The organism is Chryseobacterium sp. Leaf201 (assembly GCF_001421435.1).
Taxonomy (GTDB): domain Bacteria; phylum Bacteroidota; class Bacteroidia; order Flavobacteriales; family Weeksellaceae; genus Chryseobacterium.
Window position 1 is genome coordinate 65,072 of sequence record NZ_LMKA01000035.1, and the last position, 15,686, is coordinate 80,757.

General features: G+C 38.6%; 16 protein-coding genes. 8 read left to right on the forward strand and 8 right to left on the reverse strand.

Annotated features, from left to right (window positions below; genetic code table 11):
- Nucleotides 1–7 precede the first annotated feature (7 nt).
- The 4 genes from ASE55_RS03640 to ASE55_RS03655 form a co-directional block, all read right to left on the reverse strand.
- Nucleotides 8–661 (reverse strand): outer membrane protein, encoded by a 654-nt coding sequence (locus tag ASE55_RS03640; protein ID WP_056215692.1) that lies wholly within the window; start codon nucleotides 659–661, stop codon nucleotides 8–10.
- Between the two features lie 315 nt (nucleotides 662–976).
- Entirely contained in the window at nucleotides 977–1,648 is a 672-nt protein-coding gene (locus tag ASE55_RS03645) for an outer membrane beta-barrel protein (protein WP_056215695.1), read from the reverse strand.
- A gap of 448 nt (nucleotides 1,649–2,096) precedes the next feature.
- Nucleotides 2,097–2,771, reverse strand: a complete 675-nt coding sequence (locus ASE55_RS03650) for a porin family protein (RefSeq protein ID WP_056215697.1) — start codon at nucleotides 2,769–2,771, stop codon at nucleotides 2,097–2,099.
- 137 nt (nucleotides 2,772–2,908) lie between these two features.
- Nucleotides 2,909–3,868, reverse strand: a complete 960-nt coding sequence (locus ASE55_RS03655) for a PhoH family protein (RefSeq protein WP_056215700.1) — start codon at nucleotides 3,866–3,868, stop codon at nucleotides 2,909–2,911.
- 131 nt (nucleotides 3,869–3,999) lie between these two features.
- On the opposite strand from ASE55_RS03655, the gene ASE55_RS03660 reads away from it, so the two are divergent.
- From ASE55_RS03660 to rplI, 5 genes are all read left to right on the forward strand, one after another.
- Nucleotides 4,000–4,827 carry an S-adenosyl-l-methionine hydroxide adenosyltransferase family protein gene (locus ASE55_RS03660; RefSeq protein WP_056215702.1) on the forward strand — a complete coding sequence of 276 codons (828 nt, stop codon included), beginning with the start codon at nucleotides 4,000–4,002 and terminating at the stop codon, nucleotides 4,825–4,827.
- A gap of 63 nt (nucleotides 4,828–4,890) precedes the next feature.
- Entirely contained in the window at nucleotides 4,891–6,213 is a 1,323-nt protein-coding gene (locus tag ASE55_RS03665) for a dihydrolipoamide acetyltransferase family protein (protein ID WP_056215705.1), read from the forward strand.
- Between the two features lie 273 nt (nucleotides 6,214–6,486).
- Nucleotides 6,487–6,828 (forward strand): 30S ribosomal protein S6, encoded by a 342-nt coding sequence (gene rpsF / locus ASE55_RS03670; protein ID WP_056215707.1) that lies wholly within the window; start codon nucleotides 6,487–6,489, stop codon nucleotides 6,826–6,828.
- Nucleotides 6,829–6,858: 30 nt separating this feature from the next.
- A complete protein-coding gene (gene rpsR / locus ASE55_RS03675; protein ID WP_056215709.1) occupies nucleotides 6,859–7,161 on the forward strand; it encodes a 30S ribosomal protein S18 in 303 nt (100 codons plus the stop codon).
- Nucleotides 7,162–7,272: 111 nt separating this feature from the next.
- Nucleotides 7,273–7,788 (forward strand): 50S ribosomal protein L9, encoded by a 516-nt coding sequence (rplI, locus tag ASE55_RS03680; RefSeq protein WP_056215712.1) that lies wholly within the window; start codon nucleotides 7,273–7,275, stop codon nucleotides 7,786–7,788.
- 62 nt (nucleotides 7,789–7,850) lie between these two features.
- Here rplI and ASE55_RS03685 read toward each other — a convergent pair whose 3' ends face one another.
- Nucleotides 7,851–8,417 carry a thioredoxin family protein gene (locus ASE55_RS03685; protein ID WP_056215715.1) on the reverse strand — a complete coding sequence of 189 codons (567 nt, stop codon included), beginning with the start codon at nucleotides 8,415–8,417 and terminating at the stop codon, nucleotides 7,851–7,853.
- Nucleotides 8,418–8,496: 79 nt separating this feature from the next.
- On the opposite strand from ASE55_RS03685, the gene ASE55_RS03690 reads away from it, so the two are divergent.
- Genes ASE55_RS03690 through ASE55_RS03700 form a run of 3 tightly spaced genes read left to right on the forward strand, consistent with a single transcriptional unit; the run spans nucleotide 8,497 to nucleotide 10,952 of the window.
- Complete coding sequence (locus tag ASE55_RS03690) at nucleotides 8,497–9,381, forward strand: lysophospholipid acyltransferase family protein (protein WP_056215719.1); 885 nt, start codon at nucleotides 8,497–8,499, stop codon at nucleotides 9,379–9,381.
- A 5-nt stretch (nucleotides 9,382–9,386) separates the two neighbouring features.
- The gene (locus ASE55_RS03695; RefSeq protein ID WP_056215722.1) at nucleotides 9,387–10,364 is read left to right on the forward strand and encodes a glycosyltransferase family 2 protein; all 978 of its coding nucleotides are present in this window, start codon (nucleotides 9,387–9,389) and stop codon (nucleotides 10,362–10,364) included.
- A 33-nt stretch (nucleotides 10,365–10,397) separates the two neighbouring features.
- Nucleotides 10,398–10,952, forward strand: a complete 555-nt coding sequence (locus ASE55_RS03700; RefSeq protein ID WP_056215725.1) for a 3'-5' exonuclease — start codon at nucleotides 10,398–10,400, stop codon at nucleotides 10,950–10,952.
- A 20-nt stretch (nucleotides 10,953–10,972) separates the two neighbouring features.
- On the opposite strand, the gene apaG is transcribed toward ASE55_RS03700, so the two are convergent.
- The 3 genes from apaG to ASE55_RS03715 all read right to left on the reverse strand — a co-directional run bounded on the left by apaG (nucleotide 10,973) and on the right by ASE55_RS03715 (nucleotide 15,572).
- The gene (gene apaG / locus ASE55_RS03705) at nucleotides 10,973–11,362 is read right to left on the reverse strand and encodes a Co2+/Mg2+ efflux protein ApaG (protein WP_056215728.1); all 390 of its coding nucleotides are present in this window, start codon (nucleotides 11,360–11,362) and stop codon (nucleotides 10,973–10,975) included.
- 80 nt (nucleotides 11,363–11,442) lie between these two features.
- A complete protein-coding gene (gene odhB / locus ASE55_RS03710) occupies nucleotides 11,443–12,714 on the reverse strand; it encodes a 2-oxoglutarate dehydrogenase complex dihydrolipoyllysine-residue succinyltransferase (RefSeq protein ID WP_056215730.1) in 1,272 nt (423 codons plus the stop codon).
- A gap of 41 nt (nucleotides 12,715–12,755) precedes the next feature.
- A complete protein-coding gene (locus ASE55_RS03715; protein ID WP_056215732.1) occupies nucleotides 12,756–15,572 on the reverse strand; it encodes a 2-oxoglutarate dehydrogenase E1 component in 2,817 nt (938 codons plus the stop codon).
- Between the last annotated feature and the right edge of the window lie 114 nt (nucleotides 15,573–15,686).

The following is a 15,686-nucleotide window of genomic DNA, read 5'->3' on the forward strand; positions in this document are numbered from 1 at the left end:
AAGATGATTATTTGTCAGATTTCTGAGCCTTGGCTTTAAGGAAAAATGAGAATCCTGCATTTACGCCAAAGTTGTTATATGTGTTTTTCAGTTCGTAAGAAGTTCCTTCGATATCCTGTTTTGTAGTAAACTGGTTATAAGAAACACCTACATTAACAGCAAAAGACTGTGTAATCATATAATTAACACCTCCTTTTACTTTCCATGTAAAACCGCTGGCTGTATCGTCTGAAGAAACTGTACTGCCCATATCAGTTTCGGAATATTTGGTTTTATTGGTTCCAAAACCTGCACCTGCACCTAAATAAGGAACAAATTTATTTCCGCTGGCGAAATAATAGGTAGCGGTAGGCATTACAGAAAAGTTAGTTACTGTAGATTTGCTGTTATAGTCAGGCTCAGAAAATTTTGTCGTAATGCTTGTAAGGTCTAAGTCTATACCCACTGCCAATTTATCAATAACAAAGTATCCTACAGAAGGGGTAAATGTAATTGCACTTATTTTAGGTCCGTCTGCTGATTCAGAATTTACAGACTGCTTCTGAGTTGTGTTGTTGAATGAGAATCCTGTACTTCCACTGAATACCCAGTCTCCTTTAGTCATTTGAGCATTTGACAAACCAAAAAGTGCTACTGCACCCGCCAATAATAATTTTTTCATAGTTATTTATTTAAAATATAATTTATCTGATTTTTTTATTTTGGATAAGATCAACCTGAAACAATACAGTAATGACCTGATCCAGAATACCACTTATTGTTCTTTATTTTCTCATGTTTTTATGGCTGTAATCTGGCTCGGTAATAAAGGAATTTTAAGCTGTGCAAAAATATATAATTTATTTGATATATGCTGGCATTTTTTTAAGGAATTGCTACCATAATAAACGCTTTATCAGTGCATATCTGCAGATATTAATCAATAAAAAGTCCTGAAATCAGATTCCAGGACTTTTACACTTATATGTTTTGTTTATTATTTAGCAAAAACATACTTAACTCCGAATGTTACAGAAGATAAGTTTAAACCGAATCTGTAATCATTGCGGTTTTCAGCTCCTTCCGCATCTAGCTTATAAGTATTGAAACCAAACTCCCCGAATGTCGCTTCAATTGACCAGTTTTTGTTTAGGAAATAATCTAAACCTGGCTTAATATTAACTCCAACAGATGTATATTTTGTCTTTGTGGAGATGCTTTGAGTCTCAACTGAATTATTTACATTGTCTGTAAGTGTACCCGCAGCTTCTGTTTTATAATTTCCGAATTCCATAGGAACTTCTAATTGACCAAAAACATATAATTTATCTGCAATTGTCCAGTACTTTCTTACAAAAGGAGCAACAACAACAGCATCTTCAGTATATTTTCCTACTGTTCTAAACGTATAAGGACCTGAGAATTGAGTAACTGTAGCTTTTTCAGTAGATTGTTTATATCCAACTCCTAAACCAACTGCCACATTATTTCCTACAAAGAAACCTGCAGTAGGGATAATTCTAAGATCTTCAGTTTTAGCATCGTTATTTTCTCTGCTGTCTACAGAAGAATAGTTTACTTGTCCTGAAAGGTAAACAGTTCCTTTAGCAATCTGAGCATTGGATAAACCGAAAAGTGCAACCGCACCTGCTAATAATACTTTTTTCATTTTTTAAAAATTTAATACTTTCTGAGGGCAAATGTACAGCGGTACTGCTGAATATTAAAATTTGTTAATGTGATTAATATCATCGGAAAATATTGGCATTTTTCAGCTGTAATCGTAGTGTACATGGGCTTCTTGGCTTTTTCACAATTATCAGAATAAAAAAACTCCGATTCTTCAATTGGAGTTTAATATGATTGATTTAAAAAAAATCTGATTTTGTTCAAATATGGCTAACCGTCGTAATCCTGAGATCCGACTTTAGCTAAAAAGCCCTGTACTTCTATTTCTTTATTCTTCATAAACCAGATTAACAGTAATTCCAAAGTGCTAAGAAAAGTCGCTACAACAATGATCAGGCAAGTTATCGGAGATATCTGTTCAGGATAAAATACAGATCATAAAAAAAGCGGTACAAACTGTACCGCTTTGCTTTTTAGTAGAATAAATTTTAGTTACCACCAAATTTAAAACCTACACCAATCTGGAAGAAACTGTTTTTTAATGTTTCATTTCCTTCAGGATTTTTGATAAGGTTAGATACTCCTAGATTATATCTTGCATCGAAGAATAAACCATTTTCCAAAGTATATTCAGCGCCAACAAACGGAGCAAGATTTAAGGTTTTCACATTATCCTTAATATCTTCAGTAGTTCCCTGTGACTCTTCAAATGCCTGTCCTAATGCGCTTCCACTAAGTGTAGCAGTAACCTCAACTTCTGCAGAGGTAATAATCCCAAAATTAACACCTAAACCAAAAGCCAGATTTTCAGTAGCGTAATATTTTGCACTAACAGGAATCTGTACAGTTCCCAGTTTAAAATCACTTTTTTCAGTTCCTGTTACCGTAACTCCCATTTCAGAATAAGTAACAGATTCTTCTTGTTTACCACCAATAGGAGAATATAAAACCTCTCCCTGTACAGCAAACTTATCACTGAATTTGTATTCAGCTAAAGCACCAACATAAAAAGTAGATTTTGAATCAAATTTATAAGACTCTCCATCACCTTCTGCTTTTAACATTGACAAAGAGTAACCTGCTTTAGGTCCGAATTTAAATTCCTGAGCGTTTACACTCATTCCCATTACAGCTACCGCTGCCATTAGTATAAATTTTTTCATAGTATTAATAGTTTTTAATTAATCCGTGGCAAAAATAGCACTTTTTTTTAAATATCAAAATCTAAGTATATGTTAAAGCAAAATACAGGATAATAAAAATTACCCTGTACTTATAGTTAACCATATAGCGAATTAAACTATTCGCCTTTTTGTTTTTTATCCTCGCTGTTGTATGCCAGAATAATCTTTCTGACCACCGGATGCCTTACTACATCTTCTTCTGTCAGGTGCACAAACCCGATTTCCTTAACATCCTTCAGAATCCTCATGGCTTCTTTTAAACCGGATTGCTGTTTCGGCGGCAGATCGACCTGGCTGGGATCTCCCGTAATGATAAACTTGGCATTCATTCCCATTCGGGTTAAAAACATTTTCATCTGGGAATGTGTTGTGTTCTGTGCTTCATCTAAGATGACAAAAGCGTCATCCAGGGTTCTTCCTCTCATAAATGCCAGTGGTGCCACCTCGATTATTTTTTTCTCTATAAAACCTTCCAGTTTTTCATGGGGGATCATATCACGGAGTGCATCATATAAAGGCTGTAAATAAGGATCCAGCTTCTCTTTAAGATCGCCCGGCAAAAACCCTAAGCTCTCCCCCGCTTCCACTGCCGGCCTTGTTAAAACAATTCTTTTTACCGATTTATCACGCAATGCCTTAGCTGCCAACGCTACACTTGTATAGGTCTTTCCTGTTCCTGCAGGGCCAATTGCGAAAACCATATCTTTTTTCTCTGTTTCTTTTACGAGTTTTTTAAGATTGGTGGTCTTTGCTTTAATAACTTTTCCGTTGACCCCTTTTACGATAATATCCTGATCAAAAACCAGCTGCTTTTCGTTTTCGTCTTTGATATTGAGAATATTTTCAACATCTTTCAGGCCGATAGAATTGTTTTTGCTTATAAATCCGACAATATCGTCAAGCTTCTGTCTGAAGATATCAAGGGCTTCCTGGTTTCCCATGGCAAAGATATGATGGTCCCTGCCTGTAATTTTAAGTGTAGGAAAGGTAGATTTAATGACATTGAAATATTGGTTATTAACTCCATAGAAGATTTTCGCATCGATATCTTCCAAATCATATGTTAATTCGAACATGCAGTATTTATTAATTTAGATTTTAAATTTAAAGCTTTTTTTGAAATTTATATCAAATTCTTTTCCACAATCGTCCCGGCTTTCTTTTTATTTTAGATAAATTTGCATTTCTATCATTTCAGAAAAATTCCATGTCAATTATCACACTTACTTCAGATTTCGGAAATTTGGATTACAGAGTTGCCGCTGTAAAGGGCAGCATCCTTTCTCTGAATCAGGATGTTCATATTATTGACATCAGCCACGAAATCCAGGCATTTAACCTTGTACAGACTTCTTATATCGTAAGAAACGCCTATAAACACTTCCCGAAAGGAACCATCCATATACTGTCTGTTGACAGCTTCCATCATAAATCCAGAAAAAATATCGTCTGTAAAGCAGACGGGCATTACTTTATTGCCGCAGATAACGGACTGGTGAGCCTTGTCTTTTTCGACATCAAGCCGGAAGCTATTTATGAAATCACCCTGAATAACAGGTTTGATGATATTGTCAATTTCACCTCAAGCGATGTTTTTGTTCCTGCAGCCGTACACCTTGCCAACGGCGGTCTCCCGGAGGTTATCGGACGGAAAATCGACTCTGCCAAACAGCTTCTTTTTCCGAAACCTGTTTATAATGATTCTGAAAAAATGATTATCGGTGAGGTAATGTACATTGATAATTTCGGAAATATAATCTCAAATATCAATAAAGACTTATTTGAAACCATTGGAAAAGGATATGAAAATTTCACCATAAAATTCAGAAATCTTGCCCTTTCAAAAGTATTTGCGAGCCATACTGAAGTGGTTTCAGACTGGGACCGGGAAACGGAATTCCACGGGCAATCTGCAGCAATCTTCAATGACAGCCAGCATTTAGAGCTTACCATTTACAAAGGCAGTAAAAATAACGGGGCTAAAACTTTGTTCGGCCTTAACGTGGGTGAAAATATTTACATTGAATTTTTCTAACATTTAATATTTCATAAAAAAATCGTTTTTTTTTATATATTTGTCAAAATCTAAAAATTAAAAATGGCAGAGTACAAATTATTGCTTCCTTCCATGGGAGAAGGCGTTATGGAAGCGACAATTATCACTTGGTTGTTCAGCGAAGGTGATAGTGTAAAAGAAGATGATTCCGTAGTGGAAATTGCAACTGATAAAGTAGATTCAGATGTTCCGACACCGGTTTCGGGGAAAATCGTAAAGATCCTGAAACAGAAAGACGAAGTTGCCAAGGTAGGTGAAGCTATTGCTATTTTAGAAATTGAAGGAGAAGGCGGCAATACAGCTTCGGAAGAAACAAAAACTGAAACAACTTCAGCTGCGCCGGATACTGAGACTTTAAACGCTATTGAACAGCCGTTACAGCCTGCTGCTGCTTCAGGACAGGCGTTTTCCGGAGATTTATATTTATCTCCCCTGGTAAAATCAATTGCACAACAGGAAAATATTTCCGAAACTGAACTGAAGTCCATTAAAGGAAGCGGTCTGGAAGGAAGAATTACCAAAGAAGATATTTTAGCTTATGTAAGCAACAGAGGGAACCAGCCGGCTCCGCAGGCAGCCCCTGTACAACAACAGTCTGCTCCTGCTCCAAAGCCAGTGGCAAGTTCAGCTCCGGCGTCTACCATTCCGGTTGCGGCAGGTGATGAGATCATTCCTATGGACAGAATGAGAAAAATCATTGCTGAAAACATGGTGAAAGCCAAGCAGATTGCTCCACACGTAACTTCTTTCATCGAAACAGACGTTACCAACGTAGTAAAATGGAGGGCTAAAAATAAGGATATGTTTGAAAAGCGTGAAGGCGAAAAACTAACGTTCATGCCTATCTTCGTGAAAGCCATTGTAAAAGCAATTCAGGATTTCCCGATGATCAATGTTTCTTTAAACGGAGATAACATTATTAAAAAGAAAAACATCAATATCGGTATGGCAACTGCTTTACCGGACGGAAACCTTATCGTTCCCGTAATTAAAAATGCTGATCAGTTATCACTTTCAGGATTGGCAAAAGCGATCAACGATCTGGCATACAGAGCGAGAAACAAAAAACTTAGACCTGAAGACACCCAAGGTGCCACCTATACAATTTCTAACGTAGGAAGCTTTGGAAACCTTATGGGAACCCCTATTATTCCTCAGCCGCAGGTTGCTATTATGGCAATCGGTGCAATCGTTAAGAAACCTGCCGTTCTTGAAACTAAAGACGGTGATGTTATTGCGATCCGTCAGCTGATGTTTATGTCCCATTCCTATGACCACAGAGTGGTAGACGGTTCTTTAGGCGGAATGATGCTGAAACATGTTCATGACTACCTTCAAAACTGGGATCTGAACACGGAAATATAAGTAATGAGTAAAATTGGTAATAAGTAATTACCGGTTCATAATATAAACCTTCGGATGCTCCGGAGGTTTTTGTTTGATAATACTAAAGCCTACTCGATTTAACCGGATAATTTTATAAAATTGTACGATATCAGGCTTTGCAGAGATTCAATACCTCTGTATTTATCAGAAATATCTGTTCAAAACCATTAACAAAATTGAACCGCATATTGCTTATTACAAATATATTTCCTACTTTTGCACCTCGAAATAAATAACAAATTCATTTACATTATGAACAATTACGAAACTGTTTTCATTTTAACTCCCGTTCTATCTGACGCACAGGTGGAGGAAGCAGTGAAAAAATTTGAAGATCTTATCAAAGAAAAGAACTGCGAAATCGTTGCTAAAGAAAGCTGGGGATTAAAAAAGTTAGCGTATCCTATCCAATTAAAAAAGAACGGATTCTACACTTTAATCGAATTTAAAGGTGAAGGTTCTGTAGTAGCTGATTTAGAATTGGCATTCAAACGTGACGAGAGAGTAATCCGTTACCTGACTACAAAACTTGACAAACACGCTGTTGAGTACGCTGTAACAAGAAGAGCAAAAGTAAAAGCAGCTAGAGCTTAATTATTAACCCCTATTTAAAAAAGACAAGACATGGCAATAGATGATATGGCTAAACAAGCCTCAGCTGGAGGAGAATCTGAAGTAAAATTCCTTACTCCGCTTGATATCAATACAAAATCTGAAAAGAAATATTGTAGATTCAAAAAATACGGAATTAAGCACGTTGATTATAAAGATGCTGATTTCTTATTACAGTTCGTAAACGAGCAGGGTAAAATCTTACCAAGAAGATATACAGGTACTTCTTTAAAATACCAGAGAAAAGTTTCTGCTGCAATCAAAAGAGCAAGACACTTGGCTTTGATGCCTTACGTGGCTGACTTATTGAAATAAAAAAATTACAATTAGCCATTAGCACATCGCTTTTGGCTTTTTGTTGCTGAATAAATATTAATTCTAACTTGATTTTAGATAATTCTAAGATCTAAAAAAAGGACAACAACAATGGACATTATCCTAAAAAAAGACGTAGAAAACTTAGGTCTTGAATTCGACACAGTAAGCGTAAAGCCTGGTTATGCCAGAAACTTCTTACTTCCTCAAGGTATCGCACTTTTGGCTACACCTAAAAATAAAGCAGCTCTTGAAGCTACTTTGGAAGCCAGAAAAGAAGAAGAAGCTAAATTAATCGCTACAGCAAACGGTGTAGTAGATCAATTAAAGAAAACTTCTATCACTATTCCTGCAAAAGTAGGTTCTGGTGACAAATTATTCGGATCTATCAACAATGCAGATCTTTCTGCTGCTCTTGCTAAAACTGGAGTTTCTGTTGACAAGAAATACATCAAAATTCCTGGGAACACAATTAAGAGAACAGGTAAAGTAACTGCTAACATCAGATTGCACAGAAACGTTGAGTACAATTTCGAATTCGATATCGTATCTGACGCTCCTCCTGCTCCACAAGCTCCTGCTGCTCCTAAAAAAGAAGAAGCTAAGCCTGAATCTGAAGAAGCTTAATAAAAAAGCGATTTATCGCAACATAAAAAGCCGTCTCCAAAAGGAGACGGCTTCTTTTTTTATCAGTTGGCTTTCCACTTTTGCAGAAAGTCTTTTACTTTGTCCAGGCTGTATCCTTTCCCCTCTTCCAGAACATCGCTGGGCTGGATGTGAATCTGTTTTCCGTCTTTGTTTAAGACTATAAAAACCGGGTATCCGAATTTGTCGCCCGGGTTTCCATATTTAGAGAAAACCTTTTCATTTTTATTATCCGGAGAGTAATTAAGATGGTAATACAGGTAATTGTCATCCACAATCTGTTTCAGTTCAGGTGTAGTCTGTACAAAATTATTAAACCTTAAACACCAGATACACCAGTTTCCGCCTGCCTGGATCATGATGTTCTTCTTTTCTTTTTTAGCTTTTGCTATTAAGTTCTGAATGTCTTTCTCTGCATCGGCTTTCGGATCGTAGGGTTTAGGAAGCTTGGTCTTTTCCTCCGCAGCTTTCTTCTTTGCATCCATCTCTGCCTGGTCCGCAGGCACCAATAAGGTCTTATCCGCTTCCTTTACTTTGGGTTTATCTTTCAGTTCCTGGGAAAAAGCAATACTGCTGAATCCTAAAAACGCTGTTAACAATACTTTTTTCATACTATAAAAATAAAAAAATAATACTTATTGCCTGCAAAAAGAGAACCATAATTTTATTATCCGTAAATTTGCCTGTTTTATGAAATTCCTGATCAGTATATTAAATTTAATTTCGAAGCTTCCGCTGAAAATATTGTACATATTTTCGGATATCATGTTCTTTCTGAACTATTACTTTGTTGGGTACAGAAAAAAAGTGATCACTGAGAATCTTAAAAATTCATTCCCCGAAAAGTCTGATGCAGAAATTGCTGCGATCAGGAAAAAGTTCTACAGGAATTTTTCCGATTATCTCGTTGAGACCATTAAGTCTTTTACTATTTCTGAGATAGAAGCCAGGGTAAGAATGCAGCATATCAACCAGGAACTTTTCCAGGATGCCAAAACAGAAGGAAAAAATATCATCCTGCTGGCCGGGCATGTCTTTAACTGGGAATGGATGAATGCTCTGGCAACAATTGTTCCTCAGGATCACAGTTATCCCGTTTACCGCAAGGTAAAAAGCAGTTTCTGGGAGGATCAGATGAAAATGATCCGGAACAAATTCGGTAATGAAGCCCTGGAAGCCAAAGAAGTCATTCTTCATATTTTCAGGTCAAAAAATGAAGGTAATGCCGCCTACTTGTTCGTAGCCGACCAGACCCCGCATTTTTCACACATTACTTACGGACTGGAATTCCTGAATCAAAGGACCCCGGTTTTTACAGGATACGATAAGCTAGCTACCCGGATGGATCTTGTTTTCATTTATTGTGAGATGAAGAAGGTAAAAAGAGGGTTTTATCAGATAAACTATCACAGGATCGAACCTGACGGAGAAAAGTTTGTGGAGCACGAAGTGGTTAAAAAATTCCATAAGCTGCTGGAAAATACACTGCACAAACGCCCTGATAATTATCTATGGTCACACAGAAAATGGAAATATCAGGATGCCATTAAAAATTTTGATTCCGAAAAAAAATAGATTGTATGTCTGAAAAGTTAGCCGTTGTCATTTTAAACTGGAACGGAAAAAACTGGCTTGAAAAGTTTCTTCCTAATGTTGTCCGGTTTTCTCAGGGCGCGGATATTTATGTTATCGATAATCTTTCTACAGATGATTCTGTTGCGTTTTTAGAGACTCATTTTCCCTCGGTAGGAATTATCCGCAATAATAAGAATTACGGCTTTGCAGGAGGCTATAACGAAGGATTAAAAGAGATCAGCAATTCCTATTACTGCTTACTGAATTCTGATGTGGAAGTTACGGAACATTGGATTGAACCTGTTCTGCAGTTATTTGAAAAAGATCAGTCAATTGCAGCCGTTCAGCCTAAGATTTTATCTTTTGACAACAGAAAATATTTTGAGTTTGCCGGTGCTGCAGGAGGCTTAATCGATAACCTGGGCTATCCATACTGCAGAGGAAGGGTTTTTGATGACCTGGAAGAAGATAAAAGACAGTATAATGATGAAACGGAAATTTTCTGGGCTTCCGGCTGCTGTTTATTCATCCGGTCTGAAGACTTCTGGGAACAGAACGGTTTTGATGAACGGTTCTTTGCACATCAGGAAGAAATTGATCTCTGCTGGAGACTGATCAATTCCGGAAAAAAAATCTTTTATACCGGGAAATCTGAAGTTTACCACGTCGGTGGCGGAACACTTAACAAGCAAAGTCCTCAAAAGACATTCCTGAATATCAGGAACAACCTTTCCATGATGCTGAAGAACCTTCCTTTTCCAAAACTGGTCGGGATCCTTTTCTTAAGGCTCTGCCTTGACGGGTTTGCTGCTGCCTATTTCGGATACAAATATGGACTCGCGCATTTCTGGGCTGTAGGGAGAGCGCATTCTTCATTTTATATCCAGGCTCCGGGAACCTGGAAGCGCCGCCAGAAGCATCAGAAAAATAAGTTCTACCAGTCTGAATGGCTGATCTTTAAACATTTTTCAGGAAGAAAATAATTTTAATTCAAACACTTTAAATCAATCAAGCTAATGGATTTTTGTGCACTCGACTTTGAAACAGCTACTCATGAAAGGAATTCAGCCTGTGAGCTGGGAGTATGCATCGTACAGGATTCTAAAATCGTGGAAACCAAAACATGGCTGATCAAGCCACCGAGCTTTCCGTATTTCAGTCCTTTTAATGTAGATGTACATGGTATTCTTCCGGATCACGTGAAAGATGCACCTACTTTTGATGAGATCTGGTATGAAGTTGAAGAAATGATGTACGGAACTTTAATGATTGCCCACAATGCAGGTTTTGATGCCGGAGTATTGCGGGGCTGCCTGAACCATTACGGAATGTTTACGCCAAAAATGAATTATATGTGCAGCATTCAGCTGGCTAAGAAATCATGGAATTATCTGCCGAAATACGGCTTAAAACACCTTGCAGAATATCATCAGATTAAATTTAACCACCACAGAGCAGGAGATGATGCAGAAGTCTGCGCCAAAATATCTTTACTGGCTTTCGAAAAGCTGCTTCTGACCAGTAATGATGAAGTATCAGATTATATGAAGCTTAAAATTAAGAAGCTTTAGTCTTATTATTGAACTTGCAATTAATTACTCAGTACTTCAGATAATAAATTAAATTTCGGGATGTCAATTTCAAAATTTTCGTCGGTCTCCATATTCCTCACCAGGTATTTTCCACTCATGTGGCCAACTCCTGAACGGAGCATAACATTGGAAAAATAAGTAAAATTTTCGTTGACCGGAATTTCAGGGGTTAATCCGATAACGCCGTCACCGATAATTTCCGTAAACCCGAAACCCACATCGAAAATAAGCCACTTCCTCTTCAGTACTTTTATAGGAAAATCACCGTCATTTTCAATGGTGATATTATACTTGAAAACATATCTGTTTTCCGAGGGGTAACTGTTCTTGCTATCATACTCAGGGACGACTGAAACTTTGATATTTGAGGTAGTTTGTGAAAACATCATGCTCGTATTTATAGTAAGAGATACAAAAATCTCGCCTTTTTGAGGCGAGACCGTAACTTATATGCAATTAGCCTGATTGATTACAGACCAAGACCTTTTCTTTCGTCTCCGCCCATTAAAACGGCTACCGGATTGTCAATCGCTTCTTTTACCGCTACAAGGAAACCTACAGATTCCTTACCGTCGATAATTCTGTGGTCATAAGACATTGCGACATACATCATCGGACGGATTACCGCCTGCCCGTCAACAGCAACCGGTCTTTGGATAATATTGTGCATTCCCAGAATTGCAGACTGAGGAGGATTGATAATCGGTGTAGACAACATAGACCCGAAAGTACCGCCATTGGTAATGGTGAAAGTACCGCCTGTCATTTCGTCAACCGTTATTTTTCCGTCTCTTACTTTTATAGCCAAATCTTTAATGTTGGCTTCAACACTCTGGAAAGACATGTTTTCAGCGTTTCTCAATACCGGAACCATCAATCCTTTAGGACCGGAAACGGCAATTGAAATATCACAGAAATCGTAGTTTACTTTGAAATCCCCGTCAATTGATGCATTTACATCTGGGTACAGCTGTAAAGCTCTGGTTACCGCTTTCGTGAAGAAAGACATGAAGCCAAGCCCTACCCCGTACTTTTGGGCAAATTCTTCTTTATACTGTTTTCTTAATCTGAAGATTTCAGACATGTCAACTTCATTGAAAGTGGTCAGCATCGCCGTTTCATTCTTCACAGAAACCAATCGCTGAGCAATTTTTCTTCTGAGAACTGAAAGTTTGGTGGTGGTTGTAGACCTGGATCCTGTAGCACTTACCGGGTTTCCTCCCAATGCAGGAACCGCTGCCAGTTCAGCATCAGATTTAGAAATTCTTCCGTCTCTTCCGGAACCTGAAACCTGTGAGGCATCAATTCCTTTTTCGTCAAGAATTTTTTTAGCCGCCGGAGACGGAGCACCGGTTGCATAGGTCTGGTTTGCAGCCGCTGCAGGTTGTGCAGCAGGTTTCGGAGCTTCCTGTTGTTTAGCCGGTTCAGCCGCTTTCGGGGCCTCTTCCTGTTTAGGAGCTTCAGCAGCCGGAGCAGCGCCAGCATCACCTGAAGGTTTTGCAGCATCCCTATCAATTAAACACACCACTTGTCCTACCTGTACCACATCTCCTTCTTCAGCTTTCAAAGTGATGATACCACTTTCTTCAGCAGGCAGTTCAAGTGTCGCTTTATCTGAATCCACTTCAGCGATGGGCTGATCTTTTTCTACGTAATCACCATCTTTCACAAGCCAGGTTGCAATTTCAACTTCTGTAATTGATTCGCCCGGTGAAGGAACTTTCATTTCTAAAACTGACATATCGTATTTTTTATTTTTTATTGATTGATTATTATTTAAAATTAAGCGGTAACAGGTCTTTTTGCCGGAGCGTCATCTCTGTCAAATACCCTGTTGATGACCAAATTCTGGTTCTTTTCGAACATTTTATGGCTTCCCGGAGCCGGGGCACCGCTTGGAACCGGTGCTACCACCTGAATTCCTGTATCTCTGAAGTTCCTTAAAATATAAGACCATGCACCCATGTTTTCCGGCTCTTCCTGAGCCCAGACAATGGATGTTTTGTTTTCATATTTGCTGAATACGGCTTCAATGGCATCTGCCTGAAGCGGATATAACTGCTCGAATCTTACCAATGCAACATTTTCAGCATTCAATTCTTCTTTTTTAGCAAGCAGCTCAAAGTACAGCTTACCTGAACAAAGCACCAGTTTCTCAACTTTTTTAGGATCAGCAGCAGGATCATCTAAAATCGGCTGGAATCCTTTGTTTGCAAAATCTTCAAGCGGGGAAACCACTTTCGGATGTCTTAACAGCGATTTCGGGCTCATGACGATCAACGGCTTTCTGAACGGCCATTTCAGCTGTCTTCTCAACAGGTGGAAATAGTTGGCAGGCGATGTAATATTTGCCACCACCATGTTTTCATTGGCACAAAGGGTAAGGAATCTTTCCAGTCTTGCTGAAGAGTGTTCTGCACCCTGCCCTTCCGAACCGTGAGGCAGTAACATAACCAGTCCGTCCTGAATTTTCCATTTCTCTTCTGCGGCCGCCAGATACTGGTCAACAATAATCTGGGCACCGTTAACGAAATCCCCGAACTGTGCTTCCCAAATGGTAAGCGTGTTAGGAGAAGCCATTGCATAACCGTAATCAAAACCTAAAACGCCGTATTCGGAAAGATGGGAATTGTAAATATCAAACCTGCTTTCAGAAACCTGTCTTAACGGGATGTATTCTTCTTCGGTATCTTCTGTTTTTATTACAGCATGCCTGTGAGAGAATGTTCCTCTTTCCACATCTTCACCGGAGATTCTTATGTTGTGTCCTTCGGTAAGCAAGGTAGCATACGCCAGCCATTCTCCCAAAGCCCAGTCTAAAGAGTTTCCTTCAATGGCTTTGATCCTGTTTTCAAAAAGCCTGGTAATTTTATTGATGAATTTTTTATCGGAAGGAAGCGTAGACATTTTAATTGCCAGTTCCTTCAGTTTTTCCAGGTCGTATTTCGTATCAACAGATTCCTGAACGGCCCCTCTTTTTGCAATAGGGTAATTCGTCCAGTCTTCTGACATGAAAACGTCCATTACATTTTTCTCGATTTCTTTGGATGCGTCAAAATCTTTATCCAGAAGTCCTTTGAAATCGGCTTCCATTTTAGCGATAACGTCATTTGAAGTTATGCTGTCTTTAAGAAGCTGGTCTTTATAAATTTCTCTCGGGTTCGGGTGTTTTGAAATCAATTTGTATAAATTAGGCTGGGTGAACCTTGGCTCATCCCCTTCGTTGTGACCATATTTTCTGTATCCCAACAAATCAATATACACATCTTTACCAAATTTCGCTCTGAAATCTGCAGCAAAATGAATGGCGTGAACCACAGCTTCCGCATCATCTGCATTAACGTGCATTACAGGAGATTCCGTTACTTTGGCGATATCTGTACAGTATGTCGAAGATCTTGCATCAACGTAATTGGTGGTAAAGGAAACCTGGTTGTTGACTACAATATGAACCGTACCTCCGGTTTTGTATCCTTCCAGCGTCATCATCTGGGCAACTTCGTAAGCAATACCCTGTCCGGCAATAGCGCCGTCACCGTGGATGACAATCGGTAATATTTTAGAATAATCCCCTTTGTATTTATCATCTACCTTCGCACGGCAGATCCCTTCTACAAGGGCAGCCACTGTTTCAAGGTGAGACGGGTTCGGTGTCAAATTGATTGAAACCTGTTCTCCGGAAGCGGTTTTAACGGTTTTAGATGAACCTAAATGGTATTTTACGTCACCGGAAAAAACATCTTCTTCAAATTCCTTTCCTTCAAATTCCGAGAAAATCTGCTTGTAAGATTTACCGAAAATATTGGATAAAACATTAAGCCTTCCTCTGTGAGCCATCCCCAGTACCACTTCATCAACGCCAAGCTGTGAAGATTTTGAGATCAGCTGATCCAGTGCAGGAATCAACGTTTCGCCTCCTTCCAGAGAGAATCTTTTCTGTCCTACGAATTTGGTATGAAGGTAATTTTCAAATGCTACCGCCTGGTTTAATTTTAATAGAATTTCTGTTTTTTCGTTGGCCAAAAGATTGGGATGGTTTTCATTAACCTGAAGCCATTTTTTAATAAAATCTTTCTCCTCAACATTATTGATGTGCATGTACTCCACACCGATAGAATCACAATAGATGTTCTCCAGGTGCTTGATGAGTTCCTGCAGTGTCGCAGGCTCTTTCATCCCTGTTTCAAGTGCACAGTTGAATTTAGTCTGAAGATCCGCGCTGCTTAACCCGAAATTTTCGATGTCCAGTGTAGGAGTATAATGTCTTCTTTCTCTAACAGGATTGGTTTGTGTGAACAGATGGCCTCTGCTTCTGTAAGCTTCAATAAGGTTTACCACCTTAAATTCTTTTTTGATATGCTCGGGAACTTCGCCGTTGGCAGCGGCCTGGGAAATTTGCTGTACTGCAGGTGCAGGAGCTGCAGAAGTCTGAATATACTGGATATTATCATCATCCCCGTAGTTCTCCAACGCAAAATCAAAGCCTTGAAAAAAGGCCTTCCATGATGGTTCTAAAGAGTCCGGGAACTTTAAATACTGTTGGTATAAATCCTCAATTAACTGAGAATGAGCTGCGTTTAGGAATGAAAATCTGTCCATTATTACAGTTTATCTGTTATTAAAATTTGTTAGTAGAATTAATCTTCAAATTTAATAAAAAAAACCGAGGTATAACAGTCTTTAAACTATTAAAAAAACCATAAAAAAATATAT

What these genes read in the sequence shown, in the direction of transcription:
- ASE55_RS03640 (WP_056215692.1), bottom strand. Translation starts at nt 661, where the DNA reads ATGAAAAAATTATTATTGGCGGGTGCAGTAGCACTTTTTGGTTTGTCA.
- ASE55_RS03645 (WP_056215695.1), bottom strand. Translation starts at nt 1,648, where the DNA reads ATGAAAAAAGTATTATTAGCAGGTGCGGTTGCACTTTTCGGTTTATCC.
- ASE55_RS03650 (WP_056215697.1), bottom strand. Translation starts at nt 2,771, where the DNA reads ATGAAAAAATTTATACTAATGGCAGCGGTAGCTGTAATGGGAATGAGT.
- ASE55_RS03655 (WP_056215700.1), bottom strand. Translation starts at nt 3,868, where the DNA reads ATGTTCGAATTAACATATGATTTGGAAGATATCGATGCGAAAATCTTC.
- ASE55_RS03660 (WP_056215702.1), top strand. Translation starts at nt 4,000, where the DNA reads ATGTCAATTATCACACTTACTTCAGATTTCGGAAATTTGGATTACAGA.
- ASE55_RS03665 (WP_056215705.1), top strand. Translation starts at nt 4,891, where the DNA reads ATGGCAGAGTACAAATTATTGCTTCCTTCCATGGGAGAAGGCGTTATG.
- rpsF (WP_056215707.1), top strand. Translation starts at nt 6,487, where the DNA reads ATGAACAATTACGAAACTGTTTTCATTTTAACTCCCGTTCTATCTGAC.
- rpsR (WP_056215709.1), top strand. Translation starts at nt 6,859, where the DNA reads ATGGCAATAGATGATATGGCTAAACAAGCCTCAGCTGGAGGAGAATCT.
- rplI (WP_056215712.1), top strand. Translation starts at nt 7,273, where the DNA reads ATGGACATTATCCTAAAAAAAGACGTAGAAAACTTAGGTCTTGAATTC.
- ASE55_RS03685 (WP_056215715.1), bottom strand. Translation starts at nt 8,417, where the DNA reads ATGAAAAAAGTATTGTTAACAGCGTTTTTAGGATTCAGCAGTATTGCT.
- ASE55_RS03690 (WP_056215719.1), top strand. Translation starts at nt 8,497, where the DNA reads ATGAAATTCCTGATCAGTATATTAAATTTAATTTCGAAGCTTCCGCTG.
- ASE55_RS03695 (WP_056215722.1), top strand. Translation starts at nt 9,387, where the DNA reads ATGTCTGAAAAGTTAGCCGTTGTCATTTTAAACTGGAACGGAAAAAAC.
- ASE55_RS03700 (WP_056215725.1), top strand. Translation starts at nt 10,398, where the DNA reads ATGGATTTTTGTGCACTCGACTTTGAAACAGCTACTCATGAAAGGAAT.
- apaG (WP_056215728.1), bottom strand. Translation starts at nt 11,362, where the DNA reads ATGATGTTTTCACAAACTACCTCAAATATCAAAGTTTCAGTCGTCCCT.
- odhB (WP_056215730.1), bottom strand. Translation starts at nt 12,714, where the DNA reads ATGTCAGTTTTAGAAATGAAAGTTCCTTCACCGGGCGAATCAATTACA.
- ASE55_RS03715 (WP_056215732.1), bottom strand. Translation starts at nt 15,572, where the DNA reads ATGGACAGATTTTCATTCCTAAACGCAGCTCATTCTCAGTTAATTGAG.